The following is a 14,061-nucleotide window of genomic DNA, read 5'->3' as shown; positions in this document are numbered from 1 at the left end:
GCTTTTCTCCATACAAGGTTCAGGTAGTATTTTTCGGAAAAAACCACCGAAAAATCTCCACCTTTTACTCCTTGTATTCCGAAATTTTGGCGGTGCTAGACTGTCGCCAAGCCGACATACCTAAAACGAGGATTTCAGGCAATCGGCTTGCTTGAACCATTGTACCGCCAAAACCGCCAGAGCAACTGTTCATGATTCTTATTCTTTTACCTTATGGATCTACACTATGCGGGGTCTTCCCCCACACCCCCTTGCCAACCTCCACCCTAAAACAAAGGGGAAAATCTATAAATATTTGTCTCTTTTAATTTCAAAACAGCTCTGAGAACTCCATATTTGGATTCTAAGGGTCTTGTTTTGTCTTTGTCTTATTAAAACTAAGGTATAACCATATAAGCACATAGAGGGCGATTTATGGTGTCTGTCAACGGTACCGGACCGAAGGGAGGATAAGGAGTTGACAGACTCACTTCACCAAGACCCTCTTGGTGTCTCAAAAGGCAAACCTTTTGAGCTGCCTACCGGCGAGGGAGCCCCTCAAGGATTGAGGGGTTGGGGAGTTCGATTAGGGGGTCTGGGGAAGAGTTCCCCAGTGGGTTTGGGCAACGCCCAAAGTCTTATTTTTGAGCGTCGCAGACCACACACTTTGGCTACAAAGTCTAGTGTGATTATACTTATGGTATAAATCTGCTTTGACTCAACAGTAGGTCGACAGGGGGTAAATGGTCTTGAGTTATTCAATTCTTCGTGTTCAAAAGATGAAAACAACAGCTATAAAAGGTATACAGTTTCATAATCAAAGAGAGAGGGAAAGTGAAACAAATCCCGATATTAATAAGGCTGATTCTCATTTGAATTACGATTTAATAAACGATAAAAAAATTAACTATAATGAGCGTATTGATCAATTGATTGAGAAGAATGTTGTTTCTCAAAAAAAGATTCGGAAAGATGCTGTAAAACTGACAGAATGCTTAGTTACATCCGATGAAGATTTCTTTAAAAATATTTCTCCAGCAGAACAAAAACGTTTTTTCAAAACGGCATATGAATTCTTAGCAGATCGCTATGGAGAAAGAAATTTAATTTACGCAACCGTTCATTTGGATGAACGAACTCCTCATATGCACGTAGGCTTTGTGCCAGTAACAGAAGATGGCCGATTATCAGCTAAAGATGTAATTGGCAATAAACTTAAGCTAGTAGGCTTACAAGATGCTTTTAATGAGCATTTAAAGAGCGAAGGATTTGATTTAGAGCGTGGAGTATCTTCTAATCGAAAACACCTTGAAACAGCCAAATATAAAGCCATAACGTTATCTTATAAAGATGCTTTAGAAGGTTTACAGAAAGATATTGATAGAAAATCAAGAGATCAAGGTATGGAACGATAGTGAGAGAATCAGATTCAAAAAATTAAAGATAATTTCAGTATTTGTTTGTTATGATAGATTAAACGAGAAAAACCGCCCTTATCGGACACCTTCGGTAATTGTACAGCAAGGGGTTTTCTCCTTCACAAATGAACCTATCTACCGAACTGTTTTTCTTGTTCAGTTATTACTTAAACAAATAGTGCATGAAAAGTACAACTACAGCTAATTTATACCTTTTTTCGATTGATATTCATTCATCATTTTCCAAAAATAACTCAAGATCTCTAACATCTAATTCCGTAAATTTCGCAATTGTTTCTAGAGGTATTCCATATTGATAAGTTAACCCATCAATAATTGAATGAATTCTCGTATATTCATCTGTGCCAGGTATTCCCTCAACTAAACATGCAAGAAAATCTAGAAATTCATCTTGTTTATCTATTGATAGAACATTTAGATTTACTTTCTCATTAGCAATGTCTTCAATTACATTCTCATCTATACCTGTTATTTTACTTATTGACTTAACAGGCATTTTATATTCTTGTATTAACAAATTTAAAGATTTTATAAAATCGAATATCTCTATATCCATATTAATTCATCCTTCCTTGCTCTTATTTGAAAGTACAGCTTTGCTATTTACCATCGCATCCAACAGGGTGCATAGATGGGCACTAGTGATAAATGCACACTATTTTTCCCCCTTGTTTTGGGGCGTGAAGGCTAGCTGGGGTGTGAGCTGTCTATTGACAGTCTTTTAATATTATTTCATACCCATAACTTAAGAGATTTGACACCGTTTTTGAGTTGCTATATTATCAAGGTAAACAAAGGTGTCGAATCTTAGTGCCATAAATGAGGTGGATGAAATTGAAATATGGATATGCTCGTGTATCTACTTTATCGCAAGATTTAGAAGCTCAATTACATGTATTAAAAGCAGAAGGTTGTGAAAAAATCTATTCAGAAAAATTTACTGGAACTAAAACAGATAGACCTGAATTCACAAAATTAATAGGACGATTAACTGAAGGTGACACGTTAGTTGTTACTAAGTTAGATAGATTTGCAAGATCAACAGCAGATGCAATTGAAACAATAAAAGGTCTGTTTGAAAAAGGTGTAAAAGTTCATGTACTTAATATGGGAGTAGTGGAGAACACTCCCACCGGTAGATTAACCTTTAATATAATGAGTGCTTTTGCTGAATTTGAACGAGACATGATTGTAGAACGTACTCAAGAAGGTAAAGTGATTGCGAAACAGCATCCTGATTTTCGTGAAGGTAGACCAAACAAATTCAGTAAGAAGCATGTAGATCATGCTTTGCACCTACTTGAAACACATTCATATAAGCAAGTAGAAAGTTTAACCGGTATATCAAAAAGTACTTTAATTCGTGCAAAAAAGAAGAGAGATTTCAAAAAATAATAGTAACCGTAGTTGTTAATTAACAACTACGGTTACTGTTATTTTTTTATCTATCTTGATATATGCTTCTTAAACTTCATATTTACTCTTTAAAGAAGATTTTTACTTTTTAAAGAAGATTTTTACTCTTAATAACATTTGAAAATTATTCTAAAATTACTTTTTTATTCACATTTTTGATATTTATTCCCAAAAATGTGTTGTATATTTTAACTATTGAATATTTTTCTAAGAAAATATTTTTCTATTTTTCTTTTTCTTAAAAATTATTCAATTTTGGAATTATTATAAGGGAGGGCTTTTTATGAAAAAATTAAATTATTTATTTTTAAGTATTATTCTTCTTTTTTCAATGTTTTCAATGAGTTTAACAGCAAAAGCTTTAAGTGTTGAAGAAACAGATTATAATACTCTATTAAATGAGGGTATTTTAGATGAATCTATCACTCATGAAATGTGGGAACAATCAAAATTAGAATCGGAAGAAGCTTTAAAAAATAGAGAAAATGATTTACTAGAAGAAGATGTAGAAAATGAAGAAGTAAATTCTTTACTAGCTAAATCTGGATATAAAATGAAAAAAGGAGATATTTTTATTTCTAATAGAACATCTTCTAAAGGTTTAACAGGACATTCAGCAATTGCAGTAAGCGATGAGAAAATTTTACATATTCGAGGATACAATCATACTACTCAACTTTTAACATTAAAGCAATGGAAGGACGATTACGGAAAAAAAGATAGTAAAACTTGGACAAAAGTATATCGTATCAAAAACACAGACGATGCTACAAAAGCAGGAACTTGGGCATATAGAAATTATTATAATCCAAATGGAGGAGCATCTCATACAATAAAACCTAAGTATGGATTGGGTGGAGGAAATATGGTTAAAGATCCAACTTATTGTTCAAAAATTGTGTGGCAAGCCTATCGTACTGGTCTTGGAAGAGGAGATGTAATTAAGCCTCCATTTTCTGGTTTAATAATGCCTTATAGCTTACCTGATTATTTCACTAGTTCTTATACACCTAAATTAGTTGCTAATTTCTAATAGATTTATAAAAAAAGAGAGCGTAAATATATTACGCTCCCTTTTTTATTTTATTTAAAAATAAGAGGTTTATGTAATAAATCCTCAGCATCTATAGAAGAATTATTTTTATCATAGCCAGCTAACGATATAGAAAACGGTTTATTATTATGTGCATTACCATAAACATATTGATAATTTACTTCAGGATCATCTCTAAAAGTGATATCTATAGTATATCCGCCCTGTTTATAATCTTTCATAATCTTTTTTGATTTAATATTTTCTTTTGAAATTCCTTGTTTTTCAATATAGTATTCCAATGCTTGTTCTGCTTGCTTTTTTTGATATGGAAAATTTAAATAATAAAAAATAACACCACTAGTAACACCTACAGTAATTATAACTATTAAAGAATACATTAATGTTTTTTTCATAATATCCCTCTTTTAACCAAAATAGTTAATACTATCTATTATTCTAACATATTAACGGATCTTGGTGATTTATTAATTTTAGGTGAATATTCATCTGAGTAGTTGAACGTCACTATGAAAATACTCACCACATGTATTACGTACTATACAAATATTAAATCTCTTGCATGGCAGCTATGACAATTATTGATGCATGATAAAATACCCCCATGGAAATTTCTGCTCCATTCTCATGGTATCCGTTCTAATGCCTTCTCTTTTTTGTTGCACAATCTCTACCACGATAAATTCAATACGCTCTAACTAGTGGTTGTCATAAAACCTCTGATCATTATTGTAGATATTTCAAAACCGAGCCTGCCACGCTGCTCCATTGGTAAAGTTGGCATGGCTTAAAGCTCACGGGACACTTCGCTATTTAGTTTCACGCCCCTTCCCCCACTCCTTATATAAGCTTTATGTAATACCGATTCATTATCCACATCGAATATGTGGTGCAATGAAATCCATACAGATTACCAATGGTAATACAGGTTATAATAGTGTTATCAAGTGACGGACGAATGACGGATGACGGACGGATACAAAACGACGGGAGGACGGACGGAAATTGAACCATGAACAACCATTGTTACGAAAAAAAGATTTAGTAGATAAACTTGGAATCAACCGTAGTACGCTAACTGACTGGATCAATGAATTTAACGTGTATATCCCTACCACTAAACATAAGAATGTGACCTACTACGGCCCACAAACCCTCCAAGTACTTGAAACCATTCAATATTACCGTGAAAAAGGTTATGCCAAACCACAGATCATGGCTATGTTAGGAGAAAAGGGTTTTGCTATTAATGTAAATGATGCAGTAGATGACGCACTCCGAGTAAGTGATGGTGGTAGTGTATCCGACCATGACGGATGGATGACGGTAATGAAAACCATGGGGCAAATGGCTGTAGAAATGAAACGCCAGCAAGATGTAATCAAAGAGCAAAAAATATTAATCGAACAATTTGATCACAATCAACAACAGTTTCAACAAGAGATGATTCAAATGAAAGAATCCATTACGAAAATCAAAGAAGACGAAACCATTCAACAACTCAAAAACGTTGTCTATGAACTTCAACAAGAATTAGCAGAGGAAAAGGCTAGACCCTGGTATAAAAAACTGTTTTCATCAACCAAAAGAACCTAAGTTTAAATGACAAAATAAAAAATTAGAAAGGAATGTTTTATTATTCTAAATTCTATTTCAAATTTTTTAACCGAAAATCTTATTATCATCGTCATAGCGTTAATCTTACTTATAACTTTTATTACCGCAGCTAAAAAAAAACTAAAGAATAAATATTATTATTCTTGTAATACATAAAAAAGAAGCCTATAAAACGGCTCTTTTTTAGTTCTATTAATCAAAACTAGAAACAGAAGATATCTAGATTTGCCCCCTTGTATAAAGAGTCTGAAAAAAGTTGTCATACCAAGGTTTATAAGGTTTTCTATTTGTAATCAAATGGATACATACAAAATTAACTAAATGAATTATTCAAGTCATTCATTTTCATAGCTTTTTTAAAGAATTACTTGTAAATGCTCCAGAGCATTTATCTTTTAAGCTGTTCTCTTCAATCCTATATACTCAAAAACGCATAAAAACCACCTTCTACACGTTTTTATATTATTATCTTGTGTTTTGTAAAGGGGAATTAAAAACACCCCCTTAAAAAGCCAATATGAGCCTTTTAGAACTATATTAAGTTTATAGAAAAGAAATTTTTATAAGTTTTTCCCTAATAATCCTGAATGAACCACCATATTACCTCCAAGAAATTGAACAAGATATCTCAATGTAATAAAAAACCGTATCAATATGGATACGATTTTAAGTAATATATAACAATCTAAGAAGATAGCGCAGTATATGGTAGTGATACTAAAAATAGAACGAAAAGGCTACCCGCTCTAGGGCTACACCCACCAAAAGATCAAAACAAGATACGTAAATAACTTAGAATACAAGAACTGTAAAAAGCCCAGTCCAATTATATAGGTTTAAGGGACAGACCATTCACCTTTTTTATAATTGCTTTTTTAATTTCGTAATATAAATAGGATGAACATTCAATAATTCAGCTAATTCCTTACGTTTAGCATTAGGATAGCGTTCCATAGCCTGTTGCAATTGCCAAAGCTTATCTTCTGTTTTATCTTTCTGTTGCTCTAGATATGTCCCACGCTCTACTATTCCTTTCTCACGTCGTTTCTTTATTTTTCGTTTATATAGAGTGAGAAGAGAAGAATTTTAAATTCCTAAAGTATTCATTATGTATCTATCCATCACATAAATTCTTACTTTTTATAGCTTTTTAACAATATAATTTTAAAAATTATATTGTTATTTGATAACGAATACGTTATATTTAATAACAAATATGTTATTTTTTAAATGTGTTTGTTATCAAATGTAAGAAAGTGAGAATAATATGAATTACGAGGTAATCTTCTATGAAGATGATCGTGGTCGCTCTCCTGTAAAAGAGTTCTTAAATGAACTTGATAACTCAGCCAAAAAGAATAAACAAGCCAAACAATTATTAGCCAAAATTGCTTTATATATCGAAATCTTAGAAAGTTCTGGGACTCGTTCTGGATTACCTTATACAAAGCATATTGGCAACGGAATTTGGGAACTTCGTCCTAAAGATCATAGAATTTTCTTTTTTGGATGGGATGGAAATAAAATAGTTTTATTACATTCTTTTCGTAAAGAAACACAAAAAACTCCTCAAAAGGAAATAGATCTAGCAGAAATAGAAATGAAAGATTGGCTGGCTAACGGGAAAAAAAGATTACAGAGCGACTTGTGATCATCCATGGTAATGGGGAGCTAAAAACTCCCCAATCCATAGATGATTATCCAGACAAATCATTAATTTTATATTAGGTACGTAATTTTTGTTATAAAGGAGGGAATCTAAAATATGAAATGGGCTGATTACAAAAAACAATTAAAATCTTTAGACCAAGAAGAATTGGAACAGATTGCAATTGTAGCCCAACTAATTACTCGTAGAAAAGTTCTTGGACTTACTCAAAGAGATTTAGCAGAAATGACGGGACTAAAACAAGCTGCTATTGCTCGTTTGGAAAGAGAAGGTGCAATTCCAAGATTAGATACGCTTGAAAAGATCGCCAAAGCCCTAAATCTTAAACTAGTCTTAATTGATGAAAATGCAGTGTCAAAAGATATGTCAATATCCATTTAAACATCTGAATCTCCTAGATGAATTAACACGTGGGTACCCATCTATAAAAGGATACAGAAAAAGCGAACACACATTCTCATTTTGTTGGATTATATGGTAAAAGCGTGAAATTTCAATTCTTGCAAAGTTTAAAGATAAATTAATATATAACAAAAAGAGTGACTCTAAAATTGTTTAAGTAAACAAAATTAAGAGTCACTCTTTTAAATTTTAAAATACCTCTGAGAACTTTATACCCCCTCAACAAAATCAACCTTCACACACTCTACATTCAGGATTATTAGTTTTTTCCCAATAATCCTGAATGAATCACAATATAACCTCCAAGACAGTCACACAAAAATAAAAAAACCGTATCAATGTTGATATGGTTTTAAGTAATATATAAAAAAACATTTTAAAATAAGCAAAGAAACTTAAAACAAACAATGAGACAGTCTATATATGTGTTAATAAGCCATATAAATGACTTCAATTAATCCCTATAACCCAGGATAGTAAAGAACAATAAAAAACAGAGACACGCTATAAAACTAAGCCCCCCAGGGAATCAAAACAAAATACTTAAATAACCACAGTAAGACAATCACAAAAAAAGCCAGTCCAATTATATAGGTTTAAGGGACACACCCTTGCACCCCCTAATTTAATTTCTTTTTATAGTTTTGAACGGTTCTCAACGACCAACCTAAATGGGCAACCAATTGCTTATTTGTCCAATCTGGGTGACGTTCGATTACTTGTTCTAATTGCCACAACTTATCTTCAGATTGTTCTTTTTGTTGTTCAAGATATTCTTCTCGCTCTATCACGCCTTGCTCACGACGTTTTTTAACTTTCCTAGAGTATTTCTCTGCTGAATCAATTAAAGTCTCAAATTGAGCCATCTCAGCTGGTGTAATATCTAATTCATCAATTACATTAGCATTCTTCATAGGTCGTTTAATGCCGTCTAACTGCTTGTACCACATTTTAAAATCACGTTGTTCATATTCTCGAAAGAATTCCATTGCATCATCATAAGCCCTTCCAGCTGTACGATTTACTTCACCTTTCTTTTGCGGATCTGCAAAACTATTATTCATTTGCTGTGCAAAAGCAAGTGTAGCTTCTTTATTTTTTAAAATTAGAGCAACAGTATAAGAATAAATGTATGTAAGTACATTCCTTTTTTCTATATCTCCATTTCTTAAAGAAACTAATGTTTCTAAATCATCCTTACGCGCTGTATTTAAGCTGTATAGATTAAATAAACCTCGGTGTGAAGGTAAAGATACTAAAGTACCTTTACGCTTCTTAGAAGGCTTCCTTTGAGCTTCTAATGGTGTGCAATAACTATATAATTCTTCTAAATGGTATTCTAATGTTCTCCAAACATCTACTTCTACTCTTTTTCCATTCCTACCATTAACGCTATAAGGCAAACGGAATACACGTGTTACGTCTGTAGCAGATGTATCAGCTCCTAAGTGAGTTAATTCAGCTATGTATTGAGATGTTATATATTTTGATAGATACGCCATTTTAGGACTTGCTCCACCACTTATACTATAAATCAATTGAATACCTCGGCCAGAAAAGATAACTAAATTAGGATTCGGTATTTTAGCTTTAAATATCAAATCCTTTATTCGTTCTAATGCACTCTCAACTGAAATACCGAGCTTATAACAATCTATATCAACACCAATATTCCTAATTTGTTTTAAAGCGTTTGTCTCCCTAGAACCGTACTCAAACCCATTTAAACTTAAATACAAATCAGTTTTTCTTTTTTTGGCCACTTTGATTAATTGATCTAAATCATTCAATCCATAAAATTGCTGTTTTTTATAACCATTTTTATCTTTAACATTTAAATTTAAGGTACAAACAAATCCTGTAATTTTGCTATTTGAAACATAACAATCAGACCACATTTCAATAAATGTTTCTTGATATGATTCTCTATTTAAAGAAATTCCCATAATTTTTTCTCCTTTCGCAGTGGAAAGGAACCGTGTACTGTGCTATATTAATAGCAATAAAATAATGAAAAAGGGTACACTTGTCCCTTACCAAGAAAGCTCCTCATGGCGACCAAACCGAGGGAGCTTTTTTCTTTGTCTTAAATTCTATCAAACTATGACACACTACAACAAACTATTTTAAAATTAAGTACACGTTTCCCCATAAAATTAGATTTAATTTCACTACAATGCTTCTCAAAAACACTGATCTATTTGATAATCTCTCATTCATGAACAATAAAGAAATTCTGCTACAAATTATCCTTTCTATCGCATATAAACAGCCGCCAAATCCCATCTATCTTTACCATGGCCAAAAACTTCAAAGATTTCTTGAATTAGAAGAATCCAATGAAAGTTATCGTGATAATATGCCTGAATTACGTTGGTTAATGTCTAATCATAATTTGGCTAGCTCTTTGTTATTTTTCATCCTAGAACACATGGATAATAAAAATGCACTTGCTTGTTCTTATTCTGTATTTGAAGATTACTTCGGAAAACATAAAACAACGATTTATAGAAAATTAAAAATACTTGAGAAAAATGGATTCATAGACATTTTAAAAATGGGAACTTCAAACGTTTATATTGTAAATGAAGATCTAGCATGGACTGTTTCAAATGATCAGAAAAAATTTGCTAAATACGATGGAAAAATCCTTGTAAGCAAAAAAGGAAATAAAGACTATGAATATCGAAGCCAATTTGATAGATTTAAAGCACTAAGAGAACGATAAAAAAAGACGAGTAATTACTCGTCTTTTTTTATCGTTCCATCCCACTGTTTCTTTCTCTTACTTTTTTTCGTTCTTCAGCATGAACCTTATCAAAATAATTTTCAACATTAGCATTTATCATTTTTGTCTTTAAAAAGTCTCTGAACGCCTCAAATTTCTCTTTAAATACTTCTTTGGTACTTTTATATAAAACTCTTATATTATCTCTTAGAATCGAATTTTGAGCTTTTAAAGAGGTATTATCTTTTTTTAACTTTTTATTTTCTTCACGAAGATCTTTATTCTCTTTATTCAATGCAGCCCATTCATCTGCAACAAAGTCTCTTTCGATTTTTAATTGTTTATTTTCTTTAACCAAATCCGTCTTTTTCAAACGCTCATAATCCTCTTTTAGTGCAACAGCTGCATGCACTTTTGATTTCATCGTTTGAAATTGCTCCGGCGTTAAGACATAGTTTTTATTTTCCTTTTTAATAATTTCTATTTTTCCAAAGAATTTTTCTTTAACCTGCAATTCTTCTTCTTTTTTCAAGAAAGGTACTTGAGGATTTTTTAACACTTTTGTTAAACTGTCTAACTCTCTTTCTTTGACCTCGAGTTCTTTTTCTATCTGTTGTTTCTTAAATTCTTGTACAGAAAGACCTTTCCGGTCTGAAGATTCTCCACGTTCTACTTCGAATCCACTTCGAACTAAATGTTCATGAAAGTCCGTTTGCAACTCTCTCAATTCTGTTTTATTAAAAATATCCTTTGCAGAAAGACGGTTATCTTCGGTTATAGGCACAACACCTACATGCATGTGAGGTGTTGTTTCGTCGTTATGAATCATTCCGTACAGCACATTTTCCTTTCCGTAACGCGCTTGGATAAAGTCTAACGACTTCTCAAAATAGATTTTCTGCTCTCCAGGAGAAAGCGACTTTATGTATTCTGGTGAAGCTGACACAACAAATTCAGATAAAACAACCGAATTGCTTCTTGGCTTTCTTTTCACCCTTGCATCAATTCGTTGTTTAATTTCATTTTCATATTTAAGTTTTTGGCCATTTATTAAATCAACATTCAAATGAATACGAGATGGATCAATATCATGATTGCTAAAATTTTTCATCTGTCTTTGATTATGTTTTTGAATCCCTTGAACATCTGACATATTAAATTTTTGCATTCGAATAATACAGTAACTCGACATGATGAAAGGCTCCTTTTTTCCTTTAAGCATAGCACATCATAAGAGCGAACCAAAGAATTTGGTATAGCACATTATACCAAATTCTTTGGTGTGTGCTCTGCCGAGGGCTGTTGGCTTCGCCAAAGGGACACTCAATGTCCCCCTAAAAAACAAAAAAGACACTGCTGAAGCAATGTCTTTTAAACCCCGAAAACATATTCAATCCATCCGATTACGATAGCCTAGAACCCTTGGTGATGAGCCTCGACCCCTTACAATCCCCAAAGGCAACCGACAAGGGAAAAACCGCCCTTACTTTGGACGGTAGGCGGTTTCTCATACTAAGGTTGGAACTAACCTTATTGTCATGTTTATTTAAGTGTATTCTAGCACAAAAAGGTTAATTCCTTCCACAAAAGGGAGAGAATTATTTAATGGCAAAAGTTGTAGATTTTGAACAAGCTGAAAAAAATGCTAGAAAACGAGATTTAGATTTAGAAAAACTTCAATATGCTTTAGATCATGGAGGAATTTCGCAAGAACAGCTTAATAATGCAATGGAATTGTTAGGAAGAGCTACTGGAAAAGATCTTTACATAGGAATTAAGCGTTCACCGCGATCGAAAGTGAGGTTTGTTCAAATCTTACAGGAAAACTTAGATTATTTATATGAGTATGATTATTTAATAGGTCGTGAAAAGATTTTTTTGTTTGATATAATGCGATATGTCTCTTTTGATAGTAATGGTATTGTGGTAGATATTAAGGCTAAAAATCCTGTTCCTGCTAATATATCTGAGATTTCTAAACTTATAAAAGCAAACAGAGCAAATACCAGCACAACTATTAATGCGTTGATCAAGAAAGGCTTACTGGCTAAGACAGAAAGTGGTGTAGAAGGAAATAACGCTAAGGCTTACTCTTTATTTGTTAATCCTCATATCATGTATGCGGGCGATAAAGACAATGTAAATGAAGCTTTAAAAGTTATGTTTTATAAAGCTATGAAAATGCCAATATTAAAAGATCTACCTAATAAATTATTCTAGGACTTGAATTTTTCAAGTCCTTTCTTTTTATCATTTTCGTGTGTTGCATTTTTACAACACACAAAAATCTTTAAAACTATTGATATATCAACCTTTTTTACACTTTTTTAACTCTCTCTCTTCTCACTCTATATAAAAGGGCTTTTCTCAATACAGTATATAATTTTATAAATGAGGTGATGTAATGGAAATAGGAGATGTTGTAACACATCGTACTAAAGGTATTTATGGGGTTGTACAGCATTCTACATTTGGTGTTTCAATTCATATTTTACATGAAGATCAAGATCCACCAGCACTTGAAAAAACAGTAGGAATGTCTTTTAAAGAAGCTTTAAAAGATTGGAAAGTCATTCAATGTCCTGAAGATTATATTGTGACTTATTCAGGATTAAAAAAAGAGTAGAGCTAAAGCATTTTATTAAAAGTCAATAAAAATAGGTGTCACCTTTTAGTGACACCCTAAAAAGTAGAATATAACCAATACTAATATGCTCTGCACAAAGTTCAGGTAGTGTTTTTGAGAAATAAATTTGTACCCTTTCTTCTTCGTCCTCCAATTATTCAATTTTAAAAAAATATAGTTTTTTACAAAAAAATAGTTTTCTTTTTTTAAATATACTGTATTCTATATTAGAATACTTTTCTAAGATAGGAATAAATTAACAAGGAGACTAGGAAATGAAATTAAAAGCACCATTGTTATTATCAGCAGTGATTATGACTTCTACAGTAGGGTTATCATTCCAAAGTGTTGTAAATGCTGAAGAAGTAGTAAAAGTAAAAGAAACGATTGATTATTCTCAGGTTATTGAAGATTACTCTGATGTTGAGAGATATGCAGCTATTCTTGAAAAATATGAATTAGAACATCCAATTGCTACTCCAGAAGAATTAGATAGTTTTTTATCTGTAGAAATGGGAAAAGAATTACGAAGTAAATTCAACTCTAATAAAACATATAGAGCTTCTAAGTATGACAGTGTACCCTATGTAACAGATATGTTAAATGCTAAAGAAAAAGAAGTTTTTAACTCTAATAAATCATATGGTTTAAAAGCACTTGTAGCTGGACAAAAAGCAAAAGAATATTCAGAAGCTAAATACGAATCAGGTTCTTTACATAATGGAAATGGTGACGCTTTTAGACATATTTTGTGGAATACATATATGAGAAATTATACAACAAAAGCGTATGCAGAAAAATTTGCAACTGCACATGAGGAAGGATCTATAGGTCAACCAGCTATTGAAAAGAAAATGGACTTATATAATAATTCAGTTGGAAGAGATTTAACTTTTAATAATTCTGGTAGTTATGGCGATTTAGCAGGAGTAAATGTAGTGCAAAAAGCTGTTGACGGAGGAAAAGGGCAAAGAATTTCAAAAAATAAATTAGTAGATACAAATTCAGGTGGTAAAAAATAATAAAATTAATATATTTGGAGAAGTATTGTTAAAATTTTTTAATGGTGTGAGATTCCAAGTATAAATAAAAGAAGTTCATAATCTATATTTTATAGATTATGAACTTCTT

General features: G+C 32.0%; 14 protein-coding genes. 10 read left to right on the top strand and 4 right to left on the bottom strand.

Annotated features, from left to right (window positions below):
• Nucleotides 1–728 precede the first annotated feature (728 nt).
• A complete protein-coding gene (gene mobV / locus V7014_RS14635) occupies nt 729–1,394 on the top strand; it encodes a MobV family relaxase (RefSeq protein WP_335508177.1) in 666 nt (221 codons plus the stop codon).
• Between the two features lie 232 nt (nt 1,395–1,626).
• Here the strand turns inward: mobV (V7014_RS14635) and V7014_RS14630 are convergent, their stop codons facing one another.
• Nucleotides 1,627–1,974, bottom strand: a complete 348-nt coding sequence (locus V7014_RS14630; RefSeq protein WP_335508176.1) for an HTH domain-containing protein — start codon at nt 1,972–1,974, stop codon at nt 1,627–1,629.
• A 278-nt stretch (nt 1,975–2,252) separates the two neighbouring features.
• On the opposite strand from V7014_RS14630, the gene V7014_RS14625 reads away from it, so the two are divergent.
• Together V7014_RS14625 and V7014_RS14620 are read left to right on the top strand one after the other, a co-directional pair.
• Entirely contained in the window at nt 2,253–2,813 is a 561-nt protein-coding gene (locus V7014_RS14625; RefSeq protein ID WP_335508175.1) for a recombinase family protein, read from the top strand.
• A gap of 304 nt (nt 2,814–3,117) precedes the next feature.
• Nucleotides 3,118–3,867, top strand: coding sequence for a peptidoglycan amidohydrolase family protein (locus tag V7014_RS14620; RefSeq protein ID WP_335508174.1), 750 nt, complete (start codon nt 3,118–3,120; stop codon nt 3,865–3,867).
• A 50-nt stretch (nt 3,868–3,917) separates the two neighbouring features.
• On the opposite strand, the gene V7014_RS14615 is transcribed toward V7014_RS14620, so the two are convergent.
• A complete protein-coding gene (locus tag V7014_RS14615) occupies nt 3,918–4,283 on the bottom strand; it encodes a DUF3139 domain-containing protein (protein WP_335508173.1) in 366 nt (121 codons plus the stop codon).
• Between the two features lie 610 nt (nt 4,284–4,893).
• On the opposite strand from V7014_RS14615, the gene V7014_RS14610 reads away from it, so the two are divergent.
• From V7014_RS14610 to V7014_RS14600, 3 genes are all read left to right on the top strand, one after another.
• Nucleotides 4,894–5,484 carry a MerR family transcriptional regulator gene (locus V7014_RS14610; RefSeq protein ID WP_335508172.1) on the top strand — a complete coding sequence of 197 codons (591 nt, stop codon included), beginning with the start codon at nt 4,894–4,896 and terminating at the stop codon, nt 5,482–5,484.
• Nucleotides 5,485–6,772: 1,288 nt separating this feature from the next.
• On the top strand, nt 6,773–7,156 hold the full coding sequence (locus V7014_RS14605; protein ID WP_335508171.1) for a type II toxin-antitoxin system RelE/ParE family toxin: 384 nt from the start codon (nt 6,773–6,775) through the stop codon (nt 7,154–7,156).
• Between the two features lie 114 nt (nt 7,157–7,270).
• Nucleotides 7,271–7,555, top strand: a complete 285-nt coding sequence (locus V7014_RS14600; protein ID WP_335508170.1) for a helix-turn-helix domain-containing protein — start codon at nt 7,271–7,273, stop codon at nt 7,553–7,555.
• 641 nt (nt 7,556–8,196) lie between these two features.
• Here the strand turns inward: V7014_RS14600 and V7014_RS14595 are convergent.
• Nucleotides 8,197–9,522 carry an AsnC family protein gene (locus tag V7014_RS14595; protein ID WP_335508169.1) on the bottom strand — a complete coding sequence of 442 codons (1,326 nt, stop codon included), beginning with the start codon at nt 9,520–9,522 and terminating at the stop codon, nt 8,197–8,199.
• A 272-nt stretch (nt 9,523–9,794) separates the two neighbouring features.
• On the opposite strand from V7014_RS14595, the gene V7014_RS14590 reads away from it, so the two are divergent.
• Nucleotides 9,795–10,304, top strand: a complete 510-nt coding sequence (locus V7014_RS14590) for a replication/maintenance protein RepL (RefSeq protein WP_335508168.1) — start codon at nt 9,795–9,797, stop codon at nt 10,302–10,304.
• A gap of 28 nt (nt 10,305–10,332) precedes the next feature.
• On the opposite strand, the gene mobV (V7014_RS14585) is transcribed toward V7014_RS14590, so the two are convergent.
• On the bottom strand, nt 10,333–11,496 hold the full coding sequence (gene mobV, locus V7014_RS14585) for a MobV family relaxase (RefSeq protein ID WP_335508167.1): 1,164 nt from the start codon (nt 11,494–11,496) through the stop codon (nt 10,333–10,335).
• 413 nt (nt 11,497–11,909) lie between these two features.
• Here mobV (V7014_RS14585) and V7014_RS14580 point away from each other — a divergent pair, with 413 nt between their 5' ends.
• The 3 genes from V7014_RS14580 to V7014_RS14570 all read left to right on the top strand — a co-directional run bounded on the left by V7014_RS14580 (nt 11,910) and on the right by V7014_RS14570 (nt 13,952).
• The gene (locus tag V7014_RS14580; protein WP_335508166.1) at nt 11,910–12,524 is read left to right on the top strand and encodes a MarR family transcriptional regulator; all 615 of its coding nucleotides are present in this window, start codon (nt 11,910–11,912) and stop codon (nt 12,522–12,524) included.
• Between the two features lie 184 nt (nt 12,525–12,708).
• A complete protein-coding gene (locus V7014_RS14575; protein WP_335508165.1) occupies nt 12,709–12,930 on the top strand; it encodes a hypothetical protein in 222 nt (73 codons plus the stop codon).
• Nucleotides 12,931–13,205: 275 nt separating this feature from the next.
• Nucleotides 13,206–13,952 carry a DUF6973 domain-containing protein gene (locus V7014_RS14570; protein WP_335508164.1) on the top strand — a complete coding sequence of 249 codons (747 nt, stop codon included), beginning with the start codon at nt 13,206–13,208 and terminating at the stop codon, nt 13,950–13,952.
• Nucleotides 13,953–14,061 lie beyond the last annotated feature (109 nt).

The sequence above is a fragment of the Bacillus sp. JJ722 genome, assembly GCF_036963345.1.
GTDB lineage: Bacteria > Bacillota > Bacilli > Bacillales > DSM-1321 > Bacillus_AD.
The sequence above is the reverse complement of the archived record's forward strand: the minus strand, read 5'-3'. Positions and strand labels throughout refer to the sequence as shown.